A 20,536-nucleotide genomic window follows, 5' to 3' on the forward strand; every position below is an offset into this window, starting at 1 on the left:
AAAGGTAAGCAGCGTCATTCTTATCGTCCGTTTTACTGTGATTTAACCGAGGTTCGAGGTCCAGAAGAGATCCTGTTTAGATCACTCCGATCACGACTCCCAGTTCAGTATGACTTTCCCTGACGATCCGCTACGCATGGTATCGAAGCCTTTCTGGAAGTGCTCAATATCGAAGTGATGAGTGATAACCGGTGTCAAATCTAAGCCGGATTGGATGAGCGACGCCATCTTGTACCAGGTTTCGAACATTTCGCGGCCATAGATGCCTTTGATGATGAGTCCTTTGAAAATTACCTGATTCCAGTCGATCCCCATATCCGTAGGCGGAATACCAAGAAGGGCAATACGGCCACCGTGGTTCATCGCTTTCAGCATGCTATTGAAGGCTGACGGCACACCGGACATTTCCATACCGACATCAAAGCCTTCTGTCATATTCAGCTCTTCCATCACCTGTTCAATAGACTGCTCCGCCACATTCACGGCGCGGGTAACACCCATTTTACGAGCAAGCTCCAGACGATACTCGTTCACATCAGTGATCACCACATGCCGGGCTCCGACATGACGGGCAACAGCAGCGGCCATAATACCGATAGGCCCCGCCCCGGTGATCAGCACATCTTCACCAACCAGATCAAATGAAAGCGCAGTATGTACTGCATTACCGAACGGGTCGAAAATGGCCGCCAGATCGTCCGAAATTTCATCCGGAATCTTAAAAGCGTTATAAGCCGGGATCACCAGATACTCACAGAAAGCACCGGTGCGGTTTACACCGACTCCGACCGTATTACGACATAGATGAGTCCGGCCACCACGACAGTTCCGGCAATGACCACAGGTAATATGTCCTTCCCCCGAGACACGGTCACCAATACTGAATCCGCGAACTTCCTGACCGATACCGACAACCTCGCCCACATATTCATGGCCTACCACCATAGGCACCGGAATGGTTTCCTGTGCCCACTGGTCCCAGTTGTAGATATGAATATCGGTCCCACAGATGGCAGTCTTCTTAATTCTGATCAGAATATCGTTATGACCCATCTCCGGTTTTTCAACCTCGGTCATCCAGATGCCCTGCTCGGCTCTCAGTTTGGATAAGGCTTTTACTTTCATCAGATAATTCCCATCTCTTTACCGCTTTCAATAAAGACATCAATGGCTCTGTCCAGTTGCTCACGGCTATGCGCCGCCGACATCTGCGTGCGAATACGCGCCTGCCCCTTAGGCACAACCGGGAAAGAAAAGCCGATAACATAAATGCCTTTTGCCAGCGCCCGCTCTGCAAACTCGGCAGCCACTTTCGCATCGCCCAGCATAATAGGAATGATCGCATGGTCAGCACCAGCCAGCGTAAAACCCACCTCCTGCATGCGCGTACGGAAATGAGCCGCGTTGTCCCAAAGGTGTTCCCGCAGAGCATCACTTTCGGCCAGAAGATCAATAACCCGGATTGACGCCGCGACAATCGCTGGTGCCAGAGAGTTAGAGAACAGATAAGGGCGTGAACGCTGACGCAGCCAGTCGATGACTTCTTTTTTACCCGCCGTGTAACCGCCGGACGCGCCGCCCATTGCTTTGCCCAATGTGCCGGTAATAATATCGATACGATCGATCACATCGTGATACTCATGGGTACCACGGCCGTGTTTCCCCATAAAACCCACAGCGTGAGAATCGTCCACCATCACCAAAGCGTCGTATTTATCCGCCAAGTCACAGATCGCAGGCAAGTTAGCTACCACCCCATCCATAGAGAAGACACCATCGGTGACGATCAGTTTATGTCGTGCTCCAGCTTCATCGGCGGCTTTTAACTGCTGTTCCAGTTCCTGCATATCATTGTTGGCATAGCGGTAACGCATCGCTTTACACAGACGAACACCGTCAATGATGGAAGCATGGTTCAGGGCATCAGAGATAATCGCATCCTCTTTTCCCAGAATGGTCTCAAACAAGCCGGTGTTGGCATCAAAACAGGATGAATACAGAATGGTATCCTCCATGCCGAGGAAATCAGACAGCTTCTTCTCAAGCGTTTTATGAGCATCCTGAGTACCGCAGATAAAGCGCACGGAGGCCATACCAAAACCATGTTCATCCATGCCGGCTTTTGCCGCTTCAATTAAGGCAGGATGATTGGCCAACCCAAGATAGTTGTTTGCACAAAAGTTCAGAACCTCTTGTCCGGATGCAACCCATACTGCCGCTTGCTGTGCAGAAGTGATTACACGTTCAGACTTATACAAACCCTCAGCTTTTACCTCTTCCAACTGCTGCTTGATCTGGTCATAAAATGCAGATGCCATACATCCCACCCTTAATGAAATTTATTATTAAAAACATATTGTTATGCTAATATTTCTATTGCATTGTCGAATATTTACAGTGTAAACGCATTTTAATTCATTCCTACAAGAACTATTATCCCCTTGCCAGGAAAAACATCTGTTCTATCAAGGAATAAATGATATATATCAATTAGTTAATATCCATTAAAGCGTTCAGGAACCATCAAATACGACCGGTAATGTATCTTAACCCGTCAGAACACTGTCTTCCGGATATTTCAGCAACGTAGCCTCTGGCCGGGCAAGCATATAAGCCAGCGTCAACGGCCCGATACGACCGATGATCATGACCACAATCATGATGTACTTACCCGGTTCAGACAGCTCTGCACTTAATCCGGTACTGAGTCCAACCGTTGCAAACGCGGAGATGGTTTCAAATACCACACGCTCGAAGCTAGCATTTTCGGTCACCATCAACAAAAACATCGCCAATATCAGCAGCACACCACTCACCACGATGATGGCTAGTGCTTTAGTTACTGTAGGCCAGTTGACCGTCCTGTGAAACATCACTACATGATTTTTCTGTCGCAAAAATGCCCAGGTTGCGACAAACGCTACCGTGAATGTCGAGACTTTGATTCCCCCTCCGGTCGAGGTTGAACCCGCGCCAATCAACATCAGAATGATCATCAACAACATTGATGGCTGAGTAAGGTGAGCAACGTCAATGCTGTTAAACCCGGCCGTTCGTGCCGTCGCGGACTGAAAAAAAGCGGCCATCCACTTTTCCCAGATATTGAGGCCCTGCATGGTATGATTCCGCTCCAGAGCCCAGAACAGCAGCGTCCCCATAAGCAATAACACGGGGGTCGCTACCAGCATAATTTTGGAATGAAGGCTGAAACAACGCCAGCCTGAACGCCAGTGATTCCATACATCGCCGACGACGGTAAAGCCTAATCCCCCGAAAATAAACAATCCAGCCAGCGTCAGGATGATCATGGGATCACCGGTATAGCCAACTAGACTGTCAGAAAAGAGAGAAAAACCAGCGTTATTGAACGCAGAGATTGAGTGAAAAAGCGCATAAAACAGCCCCTGCCCCCAGCCCATTTCCGGTACCCAGCGCAGCGACAACACAGCCCAGCCAATGCTTTCCGCTAACAGAGCAAAAATGACGATACGTTTAACCAGACTTTGCAGGTTAACGGCCCGGTCCTGCCCTAAGGCATCTTTGGCAAGTGCCTGCTGCTGCAGGCTCAGGCGGACACCAAACATATACAACAGTACCGCTGAAAGTGTCATTTGTCCTAAACCGCCGATTTGCATCAGCAGCATCAACAAAACCTTACCCTCGATTGTAAAATGTGTGGCCGTATCAACGACACCAAGTCCGGTAACGCTGATGGCCGATGTCGCAGTAAACAGGGCATCGGTAAAGCTCAGACCGGTGATAGAAAATACTGATGATGTAAGCAATACCGCGGCTGGCAATAACACAGACAGAAAACTGAACAGAATGATCTTGGGCTCCGAACCATTCTTATGGGTTTTCTCTTTATCCAGTGAATAAAATATGCCTCTGCGTTTTGAAGAAGTCATGATAAAGTTTTCAGCTGCTTAGTCAGTACCGGCTGTGGACCCGCCACGATCAGCATATCGCCAATTTCCAGCACGGTTTCCATACTCGGTGCTTTTGTCATATTCGGGCCGCGCTTGAAGCCGAGAACCTGAACGCCTTCTTCCTGACACAACTCTATCTGGCCGATGGACATTCCCATCATACTTGATCCTGCGACCACTTCTGTCATGGCTAACCCGCTGCCCAACTCCGTAAACTCCAGTACACGCCGATCAAGCATTTTGCGCGCGACACGAATGCCCATATCCCGCTCAGGCATAATGACGTGATCGGCACCAAGCTTCTGCAAGATTTTAACCTGATACTTATCATTTGCTTTAACCCATACGGATTTCGCCCCTGACTCTTTCGCCACTAACGTGGCCAGAATAGAAGCGTTGATATCTTCCCCGATAGCAATCATGACCATATCGTAATCTTTTAGCTTCAGTTCGTAGACGGTCTCTTCAATAGTACAGTTCGCAACAATCGCCTGGGTCGAAAAATTCATCGCTGCTTTCACTTTTTCTTCGTCTACATCAACAGCCAGCACTTGTGCACCTTCATCCGTCAGTTCCTGACATACCGATAGCCCGAATCTGCCCAACCCAATCACAGCGAACTGTTTATCACGTATATTCATTTTCTTGCCTTATGTGAATTCTGCCAGCACTCAAACACGCGCTAGCCTTATTTACTATTCTCTAAAATCCGGTTAATCTCCTCCGCTCACGGAAAAACATTCATGAATCTTAAGCACAAATTCAACCTATGCTCTCTACTAAATTAATAGCGCTTTTACCGGATCTTGCTTACTTCAATACGGTGGTTCTGGAGGGAAGTTTTACCGGTGCCGCAAAAAAACTGAGTGTGACGCCATCCGCACTGAGTAAAACCATTACCCGGCTTGAAAAGGCGCTGGAAGTAAAATTATTTGAGAGAACGACACGTAAACTGATCATTACCGAGGCCGGAAGAAAAATTCATGACCAGTGTGTGATTATGCTTAATGCGGCCCATCAGGCCGTTGATATATCCAGTGCAGACCACGCCGAACCTGCAGGCCCTATTACTGTCGCCGCTCCGGAGGCCTTTTTGAATGTGGTATTGCAGCCATTTGTGATCCCCTTTCTTAAACAGTACCCCAAAATCCAGCTTAAACTGCGCGCAGCTGATGGTGATATTGATCTGCTTAAACAGGGTATTGATGTTGCGTTTCGCCTGACCGACCAGCCTGACGAAAAACTGGTATTTCGGGAAATTGCCAAAACCAACCTGTTACTCTGCGCCAGCCCTGGCTATCTGCACCACAGAGGCGTGCCTTCCCACCCCCAGCAGCTAGCCGGGCACGACTGCCTTTATCTGGCAGAGACTGATACCGATCATATCTGGGATTTTTTCAAAGATGATGAGTTTCACAGCGTGTCTGTATCGGGAAGGTATGCCGTTAACCACTCACAAATGCGTTTGAATGGGGTAATCAACGGACTTGGCATCGGGATCTTTCCGGACTTTGTAGTGCAAGAAGCGATAAACACAGGAAAGGTAACAAGAGTGCTCGATGACTGGACAATAAAGAGCAATTATCAGGGCGTGATTGCTCTTCAATACGCGCAGACACAGTATATGCCTGCACGCTTACGGGTGTTTATCGACTATGCCATGCAGCATTTCCGGGTCAACGAGCCGACAAGTTAGAAATCAGAAAACTCAGGAATCGGCTCGCGACCACGTAACGCCAGAAAATCAAGGAAACGGCGGGCGGAGCTGGTAATAACCTGTTCTTCCGGAACACCTACGGCGTCCAGCAAAGTTGCTGTTTCAGCAAATTGACCTATCGTTTCACAGAAATGACTGTCACTTCCAGTGGTAATGTAAGCACCCACCTCCTTTGCCATCCTTGCAATTTCATAGCAGCGTTCTTTACTCCCCTGACGGCTAAAGCCTTTCAGTGAGCTATTATTGATCTCAATCGCCACATGATGATCTCTGGCACAAGTAATCACTTTTTCAAAATCGAAATCAAACGCCGGGTTGCCCAGATGCCCCAATGCATCCGCATTACCGCTTTTAATCACGTTCATCAGGGTTTCAGTGTGTGTGGCTTTATCGACCGGCGGATACACTGGCTCATGAAAGCTGGCGATGACCCAATCACTATTGGGGTACACATGAGGATGTACATCAAGTTCACCTTTAGCATTCAGAATGTTCGCTTCAATGCCCCGGATAACGCCGACGCCTTCAAGAAAACGTGACAACACTTTCTGATTAACAAAGAACCAGTAATGCGGCGCACCGGGCATTGACGACGCATGGTCGGTTGTACAGAACAGTTTCAGCCCGTGCTTATGCGCGGACTTTGCATTTTCAATCACAGTACTGTAGGCATGGCCACTGGCATAGGTGTGAGTATGGGTATCAACCTCGAATTTCATAAAACCTCGCTCCTTAGGGCGTATCATTCTGTGACAAGTGTATCAATTTATGAGCAATTCTTCAGCGAATCTTTGATACTCCATACGAAACATTTGCTGAGTTTTGCAACCCCGGCGAATTGGACAATACTTATTACAACGCTAATAACCTGAATTTTCTATGGCTGAACGTAACTACTCCCTTAATATCCACATTACTAGCTTGTTTATACTGCTTGTTCTCATTCTGGGAGGAACACTGATTGCTATCAGTTATGTATATTCACAGCATCTGTTTTCAAAAATTTCCCAAAATATCAGTCAGGAAAACAGTTCTAAACTTGAACGTTATTTTGAAAATGAAATCTCACCTATCATTACAACTCTGGATGTAATGGCTACCCTGGAGCTGCCTCAGCAATCAACTAATATCAATCCACACAGCTGGCTGAGATCGGTTCAACTGGTCTTCGACAAAAATCCAAACCTTTCGGCTCTCTACTATGGTTCCTCTGACGGTACATCCACTCAGTTCCGCCCTCTGAAAACCCCACTACTCAAAAGACAGTTTGAGGCCCCTTCCAGCACCAATATTATGCTTAATTACACCAGCATGGCGGGCCGGAATGACTATCTTTTTTATGATCATGACCTGATGCTTACCGAAACCCGCACCGGAACGGATAACCGCTTCGACCCACGTGTGCGCCCTTGGTTTCGTAACGCCGACAGGGAAGGAAAGATTGGGCTGACAAACCCCTATCAGTTCTATTATCTGAAAGTTCCCGGTATCACTCTTTCCCGCCTGAGTACAGACGGGAATACCGTGGTCGCCGCTGATTTTACGTTAGAAAACCTGTCCGGGCTGCTTAAAGATCTGGCATTTACCCGTGAATCCAAACTGGCTCTCTTTGACTCGCGTTTTCAGCTTCTTGCCGGACACCAGATAACACCGGACACACCTTCAGGAAGCGAAAGTGTCCGCCAGTCAATGACTGACTCTGTATTTTCCACCGTTCTCAACCGTAACAGCAGTAACGCCATTCATCAGGAGATAGAGTACGAAGGAGAAACGTGGTCTGTCACCCTGACACCGATTAACCTTGCCAGTAATGTCCGGCTATTTCTGGCAGAAGCCATCCCAAGCTCAAGCCTGCTCAGTGATTTGATGACCATGAGAAACTATCAGATCGCAGCAGGGTTTGCGCTTCTGTTTATCTGCCTTATTCTCATATGGCAAATCAGTGCCAGAGTCACCCTACCTCTCAATACCCTGAGTGAACTGACAGAGAACATTCGTAATTTTAATTTTAAAAAAACCCGCTACCCTCGCAGCATGATTAAAGAGGTCAACAGCCTCACCCACTCTATTCAGCTTATGGAACATACGCTGCATGACCTGCTGGGACTATTAAGGGAAACCGCACGTAATCATGAATTTACTGATCTGGCTAAGACCATCGCCAAACAGAGTTACCTGATCACTCATGCAGAGACCATCATGCTGTATATGCTGGATGATACCGATGAGCAATTCTCTGTGGTCGCTAATCATGCCATTATTCCGCTGAAAATAGACATCAATGACCTGATCAATGATACCCCCTGGTTACGCTCAACACTCACGAAGGGTAATATTGCCCGCATCAATAAAAGTGACAACGCCATTAAAAAGTACCAGGACATTTTCTATAACACAGACCTGTACCTGTTTCCTCTGCTTAACAGAAACGAAGAGCTGGTCGGTATTCTGGCATTAGGTTATGAGCGCCCGATTGAGGCCAGCCAGAAAGACAAACACGCTTTCTTACAGGAACTACTCGGATTTGCCGGCATTTCCAAAGACAATATCGATCAGATGCACAAACAAAAGCAGATGCTTAAGTCTTTTATTGAACTGATTGCATCAGCTATTGATACCAAGTCACCCTATACCGGTCTGCACTGCCAGCGAGTACCTTTTATCGCCGAAGAACTGACAAAAATCGCCGAGAAAGACAGGCGTTACTTCCCCGAGTTCTCGATGAGCAAACAGCAATGGGAAGAGCTCAGTTTTGCCTCATGGATGCACGACTGCGGGAAAGTAACCACCCCTGAATATGTGGTGGATAAAGCAACCAAACTGGAGACCCTGTATAACCGTATACATGAAATCCGTACCCGGTTCGAAGTCTTGAAAGCGCAGAAAGAAGTGCGTTGCTGGAAAGAAATCTGTGAAGGTGGCGATAAAACCACCCTGCTTAACGAACTGCAAACCGAATTCAGTACTTTGGATGAAGAGTTCACCTTTGTTGCACGATGCAACAAAGGTGATAATCCTGTTAGTGAAGAAGATAAACAACGGTTGCTAAAAATTGCAGAACGCACCTGGATCCGCACACTGGACAACAGAATTGGCACTTCATGGCTCGAGAAACAATACGATACGACGCCTCCAGACCTTCCGGCAAAAGAACCTCTTTTAGCCGATAAAGACGCCCATATGGTCCCCTGGGAAGCAAGCATCAACCCAACCAGTAACTGGAATGACAGCTTTAACCTTAAACCAGGCCCCGTACAGTATAACCGGGGCGAGCTGCATAACTTGATGATCCCGAACGGTACTCTGACCAAGGAAGAGCGATTTATGATTAACAACCATATCGTTCAGACCATTAATATGCTGCAGTGTCTGCCCTATCCGGAACACCTGAAAAATGTGCCGGATATCGCGGGCAACCACCATGAAAGAATGGACGGTAAAGGTTATCCAAGAGGGCTGGACAAAGAATCATTGTCTGTTCAGGAGCGGGTGATGGCCATTGCAGATGTATTTGAAGCTCTGACTTCCAGCGACCGGCCCTATAAAAAAGCCCACTCTCTGGGGGGAGCTCTCGCCATTATGACCGATATGGCCACCAGCGGTCATATCGACCCCGAGCTTTACCTGCTGTTTCTGGAGCATGAAATAGACAAAGATTATGCGAAACAATTTCTTTGTAAGGAGCAGCAATCCGTAAACGAAGATGAAAGGGACAGCTATATCAGAAAGGTGAAAAATCACCTTTCTGATTATATCTAGGGCACCCTATATGCTCTGGGCTTTACTATGAAAGACCAATTTTATCAGCTTGGCTGCAAAACTGTTCATCAGGCTGGCGGTAATTATCAGCGCAATTCCCATGACCTGATAGTTAGAAAAACTTTCATCAAAAAACAGCATCTGCCATACGGCGGTAAACAGCAGATTGGTAAAAATCAGCGGTGCGACCTGCGAGTTACTTTCTGCCAGCTTGTACGCCATTGAACGGAAAATCTGATTAAAAACAATCAATACTGAAAAAACCACCAGCCATACCCATATCCAGGCCTGCTCCACCGGTTGAGTTAAAAACAACCAGTCCAGTTCAGAAATACCCTGCACACTCAGCAGCGGCAGTATGCTCAGTGCCGCAAATAAGAATGTCCATCCGTTCAGCGCCGCTGGTTTCATGTCCCCTTTGCTGGCACGAAACAAGCTCACCTGCGAACCCGCGTTAAGCATACCGGCTGCCAGTCCCCACAATAGTTCAGGCTTTACCTGAATGCCGGAAACATCACCGGCCAGCAGCATCACACCAATAAAAGTCGCCGCCAGTCCGAACTTAGTTTCAGCCTGGATATCGACTTTAAAAAACAGCTTTTCCAGCACCGGAATAAACAGTGGCCCGGTCGCGAACAGCACCACACTTTCGACCAGTGACAAGGTCTCCAGAGAGATTAAAAAACAGATCTGACACCCTGCAATACACAGCGCCCGGATAATGATCGGCTTCAATAGTGACCTCGGAGGTAAAGTCAGCTTTGATGCCCAAACGATAGCCAAAAGCAACACAGCAGGAATAAGAAAGCGTAAAAAACTCAAAAGCCCAACGCTCATTGTTCCGGTCAGTTGCTTGGCAAACAGTCCGGTCAGAGACAGACTGAAAGTCGATGTAAGCATATATAGTACGGCACGATTATTTAGCAGCATTTCATTCTCCTGTTGACCTGGCTAATAATAAGCCAGTGACAGAAAGTAAAAAAACGAATATTATTAACAAAACTTATTAGAAAAACTTACAGATGAGAAAGATACTTCCGCTAAAATCTATCTATGCATTTGTCGCGGTAGCAGAAACAGGCAGTATGACTGAAGCAGCAAAAGCGTTAAATGTCAGTCACTCGGCTATCAGTCAGTCAATAAAAAGCCTGGAGGCACAACTTAAGCAGCCACTCTTTCAAAGGGTGGGCAGACAGGTGAAGCTTAACCCGCAGGGGAAAAAGTACTATAAAGAGGTAGCACCGGCACTGGAAAAGATCGTTAACGCCACTGAAGCCATCATCAACCCGCCTAATTCAAACCGTATTATGCTAAACATGGTCAACTCACTGGCCATACACTGGTGGGTTCCTAAGGTGGGAGAGTTTCAGCAATACGCACCTGATATCGACGTCCGGCTATCTAATCTGATAGGCCCTTTTGATCTTGATCAGGAAGGCGTGGATGTGGCTATCATCCATGGAAAAACCGAAGAATGGCAGGACTATTACTGTGAAAAACTGGGTGACGATGAGCTGGTACTCGTCTGCAGCCCTGACTTACTGGACGAAGATAACCAGCCTTCACCTGACGATCTGATAAAACGTTACCCCGCCATTTATGCCGAAAACCTGCGACGCAAACATGACTGGAAAACCTGGTGTCAGACAAACCAGTTTCCTGTACCCCGCCAGAGAAGAAACCTCAGCTTTATCGCCTCCATTCAGGCTGTGCAGGCTGCCATAAGGAAGCTCGGCATACTGGTCACCCACCGGTTATTTGTTCGGGATGATATTAAGCACGGCCTGCTAATAGAGATCGGCGATCCGGTAAAAAACCCTCATCAGGACTTCTATTTTGCCTGCCAACCGGAAAAACTTCGACAGGATAGCGTTCTGACTCTTCGCTCCTGGCTTAGGGAAGAATTTAAAAACACCATGTCTTCTGACTGACCTGGTCATACACGTGAGCCAATAAGAAAACCGTGACATGCCCCATGGTAATTTGAAACAAAATGATTTGCCCCACTCACATTGTGATATTCACCCAACAAATGATTCATCTTATCGTTGATTGATTAACATATATCCTACAAAATATCCGAAAAATCAGCATTACCTTCTCAAGGGTAAGACGAAAAGAGCCATATAGATAATTTAACCTGGCTAACGGAAAAAATATGGATAATCAGAAAACTGAAAAGAAATGTCAGTCTGGCGAGCAAAAAGGTATCGGCGTTTATTTATGTACCCACTGTAATTTTGCTGTGGTAGGTATCAGGGCAGATTATGTATTGCCCGACTGTCCGTGTTGTGAAAATAACGCCTATAAAATTTTTCTCAATGCAGAGCCCGAGCTCGTCTGAGCGATAGCAACAGGTCGAATACCAGCCAGTAAAGGATGGCTGGTACGGAAGTGAGATCAGGTTATTCCGCGGTCTCGATCAGAGACTCAAATTTAGGGTTACCTCTCAGCATTTCAAAGTCCGTTTCTTCTGCCGCAAGATCCCGGTTGGAGGCACTGGCCTCAATGGATCTTTGCAAGTCATAGATCGCCTGCTCTTCCGCTCCCAGTCGGGCATAAGCACAAGCTCTCTGATACAGCGCATGAGAGTTCGAATCATCCACTTCCAAAACCCGATTACACAAACTCATCGCCCAGTGATATTCCTTAATTTCCATGGCCGCATCCGCTTTATAGGTCAATGCCTCTAAGTCACCCGGACGAATTTTCAGTATTTCATCAATGATCTCGATTTTTTGCTCTGCTGTCTGAGCGTTCTGAGCCCTTAACCACAGATTGTGGACTTCATTAATGATTTCAATTTCCCGGTTATTTTCCGAAATGATCCGAGTTTTACGTTTAAGGTCCCGTTCCAGAGCCAGGAATTTTTTCTCATAATCCTTAGTGATTTGTTCCAGACGTTTGTTGGCCATCTCTTTGGTATTTTGTTTGATCTCTTTCAGAGACTGCCAACCGATCAGGGCCACCAGAGAAGCCACACCAGCAATAATATAAAAGAAATAGGTCACGGTGACGTTCGCATAGTTCATTGATTTATCAGCCACCGTCAGCTCACGATCGGTTATCTGAATAATGACCCGACGCTCCAGATCCTGTTGCTCTTGCCTGATTGACTTTAGCTCATCAAGAATATAACGCTCCACCAGAGGCCGATCTAACAGCTCACTATCAGAATACTTCTCTGCAGCAAAGGACGAAAAAGAAAACAGTGCTGTCAGTAATACCAAAATCAGGTGTTTTACCATAATAATAATCCGGTTAATTTGGATGCTTGAAACATATCTACATATAACATAAACAGTTTACAGAAATTGATCTAATGACAAAACCACTACCAATACAATTAGATCCATTTGCTGTATGATTCACTCAACTTAATAGTAACCCAACTTAATCATAGCAGCATGTCGATCCCAGCAAATATCATTACCGGCTTTCTCGGTGTCGGAAAAACCACCGCGATTCTCAACCTACTGAAGAACAAACCTGTAAACGAAAAATGGGCCGTGCTTGTCAATGAATTTGGTGAAGTCGGTATCGACGGAGCCATCATGGCGGAAAGCGGAGCGATGATAAAAGAAGTGCCGGGAGGTTGCATGTGCTGCACGGCCGGAGTTCCGACCTCGGTGGGCATTACCACGCTACTGCGACAAAACCCAGACCGGCTACTCATAGAACCAACCGGCCTTGGTCACCCACACAAAATCATCAGCATTCTGACTTCCGGTCAGTTCAAAGATTATATTGACCTGAAAGCAACACTGGCGTTAGTCGACCCGAGAAATCTGGCCGATTCCAGATACACCGACAATCAGAACTTTAACGATCAACTGGATGTAGCGGATATTATTGTCGGCAATAAAGCAGATAGCTGTAGCGAGACGGATAAGCAACGATTCAATGACTGGTGCTCTGAGAAACAGCCCAAAGACAAGATTTGTATGCTGGGTAGTCACGGTGCGTTTCCTCCGGATCTGCTGGATACCGAACGCCGAACAGATAAGCAGGGCTCGAATATCGATTCACACCACCACGAACATGCCGCCATGGAGCCTCAGTTTCAGTTGCCACCAGACAAGGCGTTTATTCGTAAAGAGAACCAGGGCCAGGGTTACGTAAGTTGTGGCTGGATTTTTGGGTCGGAGATGACATTCAACTTTGATGGGCTGTTTTCTCTGATGTATCAATTGAATGTCGAGCGGGTAAAAGGGGTGATGAACACCAGCAAGGGCTGCTATGCCTTTAATGCCCATAACGGCGTTGTATCGGTAAATGAATTGTCTCTGGAAGGGTTTGAAAGCCGCGTTGAAATAATTAATAGTCATGCGCTTGCATGGGAAGAACTGGAAAACCGTTTTCTCCTACTTGCTGAACAGTGAAATCGCATCAACGGCTGAGCTTCAGCCGTTGACAACGTTCATCGTATAACCCGATCACTCCAGAACTTATTCCCTCTTATCGACTTGTTTCTGATTCCTAAAAGCCGGTATCGCATTGATGTAATCATATTCATCTTCAACCTGCGCAAGTAAAAAATCCATTAACGCTGGATTAAGCCTTTTGTTTTTGCATTTAAGTAAAGAGGCATCAAATCTCATGTAATTTTCTTCCCGGTTAAAACGGACTTCACTACCGAAAAAGGTATGATACTTATCGACGGGGAATACAGGATCGTGAACCAGATCAATATCGAAGTGATGAGGTTTTTCCTGAATATACCACCTCAGGATCGTAGCCAGGATAATAAAGTTTGCGACCGCAGTGCCAGCATAAAACTCAGGCATGGCCTGGGCAAAAGTCTCTCCGGAGAACTGAATGACAACCTGATCCTCTTCCTGATAACAGGAAAGATAATCCGATTCTCCAATCAGCCCCCGGTACCGAATGTAAGCATTCAGAGCACTGCCTGCATCCGGTTGGTTGACACACAATGCCGGCAAAGAGCCTAATTCCTCGACTAAATCATGAATCGTGATCTCCCAGATTTCGGTGTCCAGTCCCCCATAGCCATGCAACTTAAGAAGCTGAATAAAACGAAGATAATTTGGATATGAAATGCGTGCACTGCTGTTACAAATGTCTTTCTCACTAACACCAGTAGAACGATGGATATAGCTTCCATCTAACCCGGCATTCAAAAGCTTGTGGTAACGGTATCTGAGTACCTTACTTGAGACAGTTTTGTTTTTCACGTCCATGGCGGCATACGACTCGTTTTAGCGGATAAAATGCAGGTCGTGTATTTTATAGCCAATTAACGGATAAAAAACCGATATAGTTAACAGAATGTTGCTTTTGTGACTAAGAATGATCTGGGGGTCGAGAGTTTACTGAATTCTAAACGGCTTCTGATAATCCTTGGGTGTAGAGTCAGTGATAGCCAGCCGAATAACTGACTATCAAAGAAGTGGTAAAACGAGCGATAGAAAGTTTCCTGGTACTGTATAAAGCAGAAAGTTAACCGATCTTCCGGGTTGATTCTTTTACCTGTAATGAGCCCAGATACTGATAATGCTTCTGTTCCGTATCTTGCTTTTCATCCAGCGTCAGAGCGGTGGTAATAGCATCACGGGTCAGCTCAACAATCGGCAGTTTCACTGTTGATAAGCGTGGTACGGCAAAGGCTCCATTAGGTTCACCATCAATACCGATAACAGATACCTCTTCAGGTACCTTTATCCCTCTGTCAGTTAAAGCCCGTATCGCCCCCATCGCCATAGAATCCGTACAGGAAAAAACCGCGGTGAAAGGCACACCACTATCTATCAAGCTATTCGCGGCTTCATAACCACTTTCCAAAGAACTCTGTCCTTCGTAAATAAGAGCATCATCGATAGCAATATCATGTTCCTGCAAGCTAGTCTTATAAGCTGCCAGACGTTTCTGACCCGTGCTGCTGGACAAAGGTGTCGTGATACAGGCAACCTGCCGATGACCGAGCGCCAATAAATAGTCAGTCGCAAGACGTGCTACTTGCTGTTGGTCAAACCCGAAACTGAACAGCTTGTCATCATCCAATGAACGGTTAATTACAATTAACTGTGTTTTGATTTCCTGTTGAATTTCCGAAAGCTGCTGCTCCGACAAATGACGGCTATAAATCATAATTGCGTCACAATAATGCGCTTTCAATGAACGGATAGCATCTATTTCCCCTTCTACACTATCGTGGCTGTTCATTACAAAAAGCTTTTTATCTGCTTTTTGCATATCCTGGGCTGCCTGAGTTAACATCGAACCAAAGTAATGACTTTCAAAATGAGGAAGAATCAAACCGTACGTATTGTAAGTATTTGTCGCTAACGCCCGGGCAAAAGCATTTGGCTGGTACCCTAATGACTCCATTGCCGCCAGTACCGATTGACGGGTCTGCTCTTTTACTTGCTCACTGCCGTTAATAACTCTGGATACGGTCGCCTTAGATACCCCCGCCGCCTTACATACGTCTTTGATTGTTGCCATTTTTTTATTCCCCAAATCGTTGGACGCACAGTTTACACGATTTGTACAAATGAGAGTATTTCATTGGCGTATTTGGTTCATATTATCTTTGGATAAACGCCCTTTCATTCATTGATTCTATTAATTTGACGCTCGGACGGACTTTATGCGTAACTAATGGGTTCAGCGCTACCGATACAGACATAAAGCCTCAGGAGATTACATGAACAACTTTACCTATGATAACCCTACAAAAATCCACTTCGGAAAAGGCCAGATCGCGGCAATTAAAGAAGAGCTGACCAATAACACCCGCATCCTGGTGACCTATGGTGGCGGTAGTATTAAACGAAATGGCGTATATGATCAGGTTATGGCAGCTCTCGACGGTTATACTGTTGTTGAGTTTGGAAGTATTGAACCTAATCCTCATTACGAAACGCTGATCAAAGCCGTCAATATCGCCCGTGAGGAAAGGATTGATTTTATTCTTGCTGTTGGAGGTGGCTCAGTTATTGACGGCAGTAAATTTATTGCTGCTGCAACACGCTATGACGGTGACAGTTGGGACATCATCACGACAGGTTGCTAATGGTGCTGTAGACAGTTTTGTTCATACTGTTCTCTATAGCCGGACATTATCTTACGAGCATATCAAAAAGCTCCACGCCCAGCTCTCACCCCCTCTGGTTTTAATCAACCGTACCCTGCCAGAGCCTCTTTTTCACTCAGTTACGTTTGATCAGGAAGCCACAGCAACAATGATTATGAATCACCTGATTGGCTATGGGCATCAGCGAATAGCCTGTATCACCGGGCTCTTAGACAACCCCACTGGTAATGCGCGTTTAACTGACTACATCAATACTCTGAAAAAAGCATGCCATTGCATATAAACCAAATCTGGTAAAAAATGCCGATTATCTGATAGAAGGTGGATACTAGGCTTGTCAGGGGCTATTAGAAGAAGATACTTCCTTTACTGCTATTTTTGCATTTAACGATTATATGGTACCAGGTGCGCTCAAAGCGCTGACTGAGGCGAGTATCAAAATACCAGAACAGGTATCGACAATAATATGATGGCTGCCTATATTTCACCAGCTCTGACCACCATTGAACTGCCTATTGAAGTCATGACTAGAAAAGCAATTGAAAAAGCCATCGAACTGATTAATCAACAGAGCAACGCGATTTCTCATCAATACAAAGGAAAACTGATTCAACGGGAGTCAGTAACGCCACTGCATTCAACCAGCAACTGGCTCTCTTTGTACAGACTATTACACTGAGTATACATTTACCCATTAAAGCAACAGGAAACTATTTTGATTGAAACAGTAATATTTGATATGGATGGCATATTGGTCGATTCCGAACCATTTTGGCGTAAAGCAAAGGTCAACGCCGTCGCTAAATTCGGAGGAAACATCACCGAGCAACACGCTTATCAAAGCACCGGACTTCGGATAGATGAAATCGCCAACTACTGGATTCGCTATTGCGACCTGGATCCGGCATGCAGCCAGGATCTTGCTGATGCCATTCTGGATGAAGTGATCGGTCAGATTAAAACCCAGGGTCAGCTACTTCCGGGAGTAAAAGAATCACTGGAATCACTGGCACAAGCCGACCTGAAAATCGGGCTTGCCTCATCTTCACCTCTGCGATTAATTGAAGCGGTGATGGACACCTTTGATCTGCGTAAGTACTTCTCTGTGTATGTATCAGCTGAACACCAGACTTACGGCAAGCCCCATCCACAGGTTTACCTGTACGCGGCAGAGCAGTTAAAAACTGAGCCACACCACTGCTTAGCGATCGAAGATTCGGTCAACGGTCTGATTGCCGCAAAAGCAGCACGCATGACGGCTATCTGTGTGCCTGAACCTGGGCAGGAAACCAACCCCCGTTTTGGTATTGCAGATATCAAACTGGCTTCTCTGGCAGAATTTTCGACTTCTGAAGAGGTACAGAAAATCCTTGGGGCATAACCTTCACTTAGGACGAGATGCCCCACCAAAAACAGCAGGCCAACCTGAACATTCAGTTGGCCTGCTGTTTAAGCCCGGTCCCAGCAAAGAGCTCCCCCCAGTCTCAGAGTGTATTTACGCAGACGATCTGGCACTCACAATTTAGATCAACCTCAACCGTTCATGGCCTAAACCAAGACTCCTCCTAAAAAGCAAAGTGGATTTTAATTGACCAACAACGCAATTTTGTACAAAAAATATCGCCCTGATTCCGATATACTCACGTTAGCGATACCAGTAAACGAGGTTTTATACAGATACTTCCATGGGGAATGAAGCCAGCATCAAAAACCAACAAACACCAACGTCGAAAGAACGCGCCATATATCGTGTCGCAGAAGAATTCGGCGGTATCGAAGTGCTTGATGCAAACTACCACCATCAGAACTTTTCCCGCCACAGCCACGAAGGTTATACCATTGGCGTCATAGAACAGGGCGCACAACAGTTTTATCGTACAGGTGGGAATCATATCGCTCCTCAAGACAGCATTATTCTGGTCAATGCCGATGAAGTCCATAACGGCCATTCAGCAACGGAAGGCGGCTGGTCTTATCAGGCCATGTATCCCCTGCCAGAACAGTTTGAGTCAATCAATAAGGAGTTACATTCGGGTATGTCAGGCTCAGAAAATGGCGCGCCTTACTTTCCGGATCCTGTCGTCTTCGATCCAGAGCTGGCTAATCAGTTACGCCTGGTATTTGAGACACTAAAACACTCAGATAACCGCCTGCTCAGAGAGACTCTGCTATACAGTGTAATGACGAAGTTGATGTGCAAACACGGGAAGCGATTTATTGCTGTACCGGAAACGTATAAGGCTCAACAACAGCTCCGATTGGTTAAAGAGTTTATCGATGATTTCCCAAGTGCCGATATTTCACTGCAGGATCTGGCTAACTTAGCTTCATTCAGTCCATTTCACTTAGTACGTTCGTTTCAGAAGACCTATGGCTTGCCCCCTCATTCATATCAAATCCAGGCTCGCTTACGATTAGCGAAAAAGCTGATAAAAAATGGACAAAAAGTCTTGTATGCCGCCCAGGAAGCAGGCTTTCATGACCAAAGCCACTTTCACCGCCACTTCAAAAAAGCGATGGGGATAACGCCCGGACAGTTTGCCAGACAGGTTAACTGAGCAATCACATACAAGTTTACTTACTTCTCATCCGCTACAGTTGGGTGACATATCCACTCAGAAGTAAAGTAAAAAATTGCCATGAAAACATCCACTTCACTGCACAGCAGAGCCCTGCCTCTCTCTGAACCCAATATATTAAAACCCTTCCTCCAGGGGGCTCTTGCCATTAGTCCTCTCTGTTTAGCTGTTGTTCCATGGGGGCTGCTTGCCGGATCTTTTGCTATCGATGTAGGTCTGGACATGTTTCAGAGTCAGTCTTTGTCTCTCTTCGTCTTTGCCGGCTCAGCTCAGTTGGTCGTATCGGGACTCATCAATGCGGGAGCCGGACTGGTGACCATTCTGCTTACCACTTTTGTCATCACATCCCGGCATTTTTTATATGGGCTGACCATGCGTAATACCATCAGCCGACTCCCTCTGCGCTGGAGACTTTGCCTTGGATTTCTATTAACAGATGAACTATTTGCCGTTTGCGGCCACCAATCAGAAAAAATATTTAACCGCTGGTATGCACTCGGTGCAGGACTCTGGTTTTACCTTTGCTGGAACCTATCTACACTCGCTGGCATTCTCGCAGGTAAATTTATTCCTAATCTGGATTCATTAGGACTCGATTTCGCCATTTCAGCAACATTCATCGCCATTGTCATACCTATGATAAAAGAAGTCTCTGTTCTAATTTCTATTCTGGTATCACTGACTTTCTCTATCGGATGTCAGGCTCTTAATATTGATGGTGGACTGATGATTGCCAGCATTACGGCCATGGTGACAGGCTATGTCTACGATAACGTGTTCAGTAAACAGAAGATCAACGCAGGAGAAAGTATATGATCTGGTTCACTATACTACTTATGACCATCATGGTATTCAGTAGCCGATATGTATTTTTATCTCCCAGGCTTCCTATAAAACTCAATGCTGATGCTCAAAAGCTATTGAGTTATTCCACTCCTGCTGTTTTAACGGCCATCTGGGCTCCTATCGTCTTTTTGAAAGAAGGAAGTCTGGACATCAGTGTTTTGAATCCATACCTGATTTCAGCCCTGCTTGCCGCATTGATAGCCTGGAAAACCAAGAATGTTCTGGTCACTACCATACTCAGTATGACGACTTTCTTTTTGTTCAAAACCTTCGCAGGGCTTTAGTATCGGCACTAAGTAAGGGTAACTGCAATGCTATCGCTGATCTCCATCGTCTGTTCAATGGCATGATTCTGACTGATAAAGATAATGTGGCCTACAAGCCTTTTCATAATCAATTACGTAAGCCTGGATTTGCTATGTTTATGACGGAGCTAGGGGCTGTTGCTCCAAAGCCCGGAACGCCCCAGTTCCGGGTTTTTTATTCCCATATATTCACACGCCTCTTCTATCCGCTCCAAAATGAGCCATGCAAGAAATGATAAACAAGACCTGGAAATTTGCATTAAATCACAAAACTGACATCAAAGTGTGATGTTGGTTCCATTTTTGTCGTTACCCATGCTATTTATTGCCCTTACGAAAGATGA

General features: G+C 46.0%; 19 protein-coding genes and 2 pseudogenes. 12 read left to right on the forward strand and 9 right to left on the reverse strand.

Features of this window, described 5'->3' with window-relative positions; all coding sequences use genetic code 11:
- Nucleotides 1-90: 90 nt before the first annotated feature.
- The 4 genes from tdh to DI392_RS15425 form a co-directional block, all read right to left on the reverse strand.
- The gene (gene tdh, locus DI392_RS15410; protein ID WP_109320582.1) at nt 91-1,125 is read right to left on the reverse strand and encodes an L-threonine 3-dehydrogenase; all 1,035 of its coding nucleotides are present in this window, start codon (nt 1,123-1,125) and stop codon (nt 91-93) included.
- On the reverse strand, nt 1,125-2,318 hold the full coding sequence (locus tag DI392_RS15415; RefSeq protein ID WP_109320583.1) for a glycine C-acetyltransferase: 1,194 nt from the start codon (nt 2,316-2,318) through the stop codon (nt 1,125-1,127). Before DI392_RS15415 ends, tdh begins: the two co-directional genes overlap by 1 nt.
- A 228-nt stretch (nt 2,319-2,546) precedes the next feature.
- Nucleotides 2,547-3,908, reverse strand: a complete 1,362-nt coding sequence (locus DI392_RS15420) for a TrkH family potassium uptake protein (RefSeq protein ID WP_109320584.1) — start codon at nt 3,906-3,908, stop codon at nt 2,547-2,549.
- Nucleotides 3,905-4,570 carry a potassium channel family protein gene (locus tag DI392_RS15425; protein WP_109320585.1) on the reverse strand — a complete coding sequence of 222 codons (666 nt, stop codon included), beginning with the start codon at nt 4,568-4,570 and terminating at the stop codon, nt 3,905-3,907. Before DI392_RS15425 ends, DI392_RS15420 begins: the two co-directional genes overlap by 4 nt.
- Before the next feature lie 128 nt (nt 4,571-4,698).
- Here DI392_RS15425 and DI392_RS15430 point away from each other — a divergent pair, with 128 nt between their 5' ends.
- Entirely contained in the window at nt 4,699-5,625 is a 927-nt protein-coding gene (locus tag DI392_RS15430) for a LysR family transcriptional regulator (RefSeq protein WP_109320586.1), read from the forward strand.
- Here DI392_RS15430 and DI392_RS15435 read toward each other — a convergent pair.
- On the reverse strand, nt 5,622-6,365 hold the full coding sequence (locus DI392_RS15435; protein WP_109320587.1) for a phosphatase: 744 nt from the start codon (nt 6,363-6,365) through the stop codon (nt 5,622-5,624). The two genes, DI392_RS15430 and DI392_RS15435, sit on opposite strands and share 4 nt — an antisense overlap.
- Before the next feature lie 160 nt (nt 6,366-6,525).
- On the opposite strand from DI392_RS15435, the gene DI392_RS15440 reads away from it, so the two are divergent.
- Nucleotides 6,526-9,405: an HD domain-containing phosphohydrolase gene (locus DI392_RS15440; protein ID WP_109320588.1), complete on the forward strand. Its 2,880-nt coding sequence runs from the start codon at nt 6,526-6,528 to the stop codon at nt 9,403-9,405.
- A 6-nt stretch (nt 9,406-9,411) separates the two neighbouring features.
- Here the strand turns inward: DI392_RS15440 and DI392_RS15445 are convergent, their stop codons facing one another.
- Nucleotides 9,412-10,335 (reverse strand): DMT family transporter, encoded by a 924-nt coding sequence (locus DI392_RS15445; RefSeq protein ID WP_245884096.1) that lies wholly within the window; start codon nt 10,333-10,335, stop codon nt 9,412-9,414.
- Between the two features lie 92 nt (nt 10,336-10,427).
- Here DI392_RS15445 and DI392_RS15450 point away from each other — a divergent pair, with 92 nt between their 5' ends.
- Nucleotides 10,428-11,336, forward strand: a complete 909-nt coding sequence (locus DI392_RS15450) for a LysR substrate-binding domain-containing protein (RefSeq protein WP_109320589.1) — start codon at nt 10,428-10,430, stop codon at nt 11,334-11,336.
- A gap of 474 nt (nt 11,337-11,810) precedes the next feature.
- Here the strand turns inward: DI392_RS15450 and DI392_RS15460 are convergent, their stop codons facing one another.
- Nucleotides 11,811-12,653, reverse strand: coding sequence for a tetratricopeptide repeat protein (locus DI392_RS15460; protein ID WP_109320591.1), 843 nt, complete (start codon nt 12,651-12,653; stop codon nt 11,811-11,813).
- A gap of 159 nt (nt 12,654-12,812) precedes the next feature.
- Between DI392_RS15460 and DI392_RS15465 the strand changes: the two genes are divergently transcribed.
- Complete coding sequence (locus tag DI392_RS15465) at nt 12,813-13,787, forward strand: CobW family GTP-binding protein (protein WP_109320592.1); 975 nt, start codon at nt 12,813-12,815, stop codon at nt 13,785-13,787.
- A gap of 66 nt (nt 13,788-13,853) precedes the next feature.
- Here DI392_RS15465 and DI392_RS15470 read toward each other — a convergent pair whose 3' ends face one another.
- A complete protein-coding gene (locus tag DI392_RS15470; RefSeq protein ID WP_219930911.1) occupies nt 13,854-14,600 on the reverse strand; it encodes an AraC family transcriptional regulator ligand-binding domain-containing protein in 747 nt (248 codons plus the stop codon).
- 265 nt (nt 14,601-14,865) lie between these two features.
- The gene (locus DI392_RS15475) at nt 14,866-15,870 is read right to left on the reverse strand and encodes a LacI family DNA-binding transcriptional regulator (protein WP_109320594.1); all 1,005 of its coding nucleotides are present in this window, start codon (nt 15,868-15,870) and stop codon (nt 14,866-14,868) included.
- Between the two features lie 202 nt (nt 15,871-16,072).
- On the opposite strand from DI392_RS15475, the pseudogene DI392_RS15480 reads away from it, so the two are divergent.
- The 8 genes and pseudogenes from DI392_RS15480 to DI392_RS20060 form a co-directional block, all read left to right on the forward strand.
- A pseudogene (locus DI392_RS15480) lies at nt 16,073-16,429 on the forward strand (iron-containing alcohol dehydrogenase); the annotation flags it as partial.
- Nucleotides 16,401-16,745 carry a type 1 periplasmic-binding domain-containing protein gene (locus DI392_RS20055; protein WP_109320596.1) on the forward strand — a complete coding sequence of 115 codons (345 nt, stop codon included), beginning with the start codon at nt 16,401-16,403 and terminating at the stop codon, nt 16,743-16,745. The pseudogene DI392_RS15480 and the gene DI392_RS20055, both read left to right, overlap by 29 nt.
- A 171-nt stretch (nt 16,746-16,916) precedes the next feature.
- A complete protein-coding gene (locus DI392_RS15495) occupies nt 16,917-17,141 on the forward strand; it encodes a substrate-binding domain-containing protein (protein WP_281259834.1) in 225 nt (74 codons plus the stop codon).
- A 36-nt stretch (nt 17,142-17,177) separates the two neighbouring features.
- Nucleotides 17,178-17,843 carry a hexitol phosphatase HxpB gene (hxpB, locus tag DI392_RS15500; protein WP_109320598.1) on the forward strand — a complete coding sequence of 222 codons (666 nt, stop codon included), beginning with the start codon at nt 17,178-17,180 and terminating at the stop codon, nt 17,841-17,843.
- A gap of 304 nt (nt 17,844-18,147) precedes the next feature.
- Nucleotides 18,148-19,020 carry an AraC family transcriptional regulator gene (locus DI392_RS15505; RefSeq protein ID WP_109320599.1) on the forward strand — a complete coding sequence of 291 codons (873 nt, stop codon included), beginning with the start codon at nt 18,148-18,150 and terminating at the stop codon, nt 19,018-19,020.
- Nucleotides 19,021-19,101: 81 nt separating this feature from the next.
- Nucleotides 19,102-19,857 carry an AzlC family ABC transporter permease gene (locus DI392_RS15510; protein ID WP_109320600.1) on the forward strand — a complete coding sequence of 252 codons (756 nt, stop codon included), beginning with the start codon at nt 19,102-19,104 and terminating at the stop codon, nt 19,855-19,857.
- The gene (locus DI392_RS15515) at nt 19,854-20,171 is read left to right on the forward strand and encodes an AzlD domain-containing protein (RefSeq protein ID WP_109320601.1); all 318 of its coding nucleotides are present in this window, start codon (nt 19,854-19,856) and stop codon (nt 20,169-20,171) included. The genes DI392_RS15510 and DI392_RS15515 overlap by 4 nt, the downstream gene beginning before the upstream one ends.
- Nucleotides 20,165-20,323, forward strand: a pseudogene (locus DI392_RS20060) (IS4 family transposase); the annotation flags it as partial. The gene DI392_RS15515 and the pseudogene DI392_RS20060, both read left to right, overlap by 7 nt.
- Nucleotides 20,324-20,536 lie beyond the last annotated feature (213 nt).

This window comes from Vibrio albus (genome assembly GCF_003144035.1).
Classification (GTDB): domain Bacteria; phylum Pseudomonadota; class Gammaproteobacteria; order Enterobacterales; family Vibrionaceae; genus Vibrio; species Vibrio albus.

Excerpts from the sequence above, each read along its gene's own strand:
- tdh (WP_109320582.1), bottom strand. The coding sequence starts at position 1,125 with ATGAAAGTAAAAGCCTTATCCAAACTGAGAGCCGAGCAGGGCATCTGG.
- DI392_RS15415 (WP_109320583.1), bottom strand. The coding sequence starts at position 2,318 with ATGGCATCTGCATTTTATGACCAGATCAAGCAGCAGTTGGAAGAGGTA.
- DI392_RS15420 (WP_109320584.1), bottom strand. The coding sequence starts at position 3,908 with ATGACTTCTTCAAAACGCAGAGGCATATTTTATTCACTGGATAAAGAG.
- DI392_RS15425 (WP_109320585.1), bottom strand. The coding sequence starts at position 4,570 with ATGAATATACGTGATAAACAGTTCGCTGTGATTGGGTTGGGCAGATTC.
- DI392_RS15430 (WP_109320586.1), top strand. The coding sequence starts at position 4,699 with ATGCTCTCTACTAAATTAATAGCGCTTTTACCGGATCTTGCTTACTTC.
- DI392_RS15435 (WP_109320587.1), bottom strand. The coding sequence starts at position 6,365 with ATGAAATTCGAGGTTGATACCCATACTCACACCTATGCCAGTGGCCAT.
- DI392_RS15440 (WP_109320588.1), top strand. The coding sequence starts at position 6,526 with ATGGCTGAACGTAACTACTCCCTTAATATCCACATTACTAGCTTGTTT.
- DI392_RS15445 (WP_245884096.1), bottom strand. The coding sequence starts at position 10,335 with ATGCTGCTAAATAATCGTGCCGTACTATATATGCTTACATCGACTTTC.
- DI392_RS15450 (WP_109320589.1), top strand. The coding sequence starts at position 10,428 with ATGAGAAAGATACTTCCGCTAAAATCTATCTATGCATTTGTCGCGGTA.
- DI392_RS15460 (WP_109320591.1), bottom strand. The coding sequence starts at position 12,653 with ATGGTAAAACACCTGATTTTGGTATTACTGACAGCACTGTTTTCTTTT.
- DI392_RS15465 (WP_109320592.1), top strand. The coding sequence starts at position 12,813 with ATGTCGATCCCAGCAAATATCATTACCGGCTTTCTCGGTGTCGGAAAA.
- DI392_RS15475 (WP_109320594.1), bottom strand. The coding sequence starts at position 15,870 with ATGGCAACAATCAAAGACGTATGTAAGGCGGCGGGGGTATCTAAGGCG.
- DI392_RS20055 (WP_109320596.1), top strand. The coding sequence starts at position 16,401 with ATGACGGTGACAGTTGGGACATCATCACGACAGGTTGCTAATGGTGCT.
- DI392_RS15505 (WP_109320599.1), top strand. The coding sequence starts at position 18,148 with ATGGGGAATGAAGCCAGCATCAAAAACCAACAAACACCAACGTCGAAA.
- DI392_RS15510 (WP_109320600.1), top strand. The coding sequence starts at position 19,102 with ATGAAAACATCCACTTCACTGCACAGCAGAGCCCTGCCTCTCTCTGAA.
- DI392_RS15515 (WP_109320601.1), top strand. The coding sequence starts at position 19,854 with ATGATCTGGTTCACTATACTACTTATGACCATCATGGTATTCAGTAGC.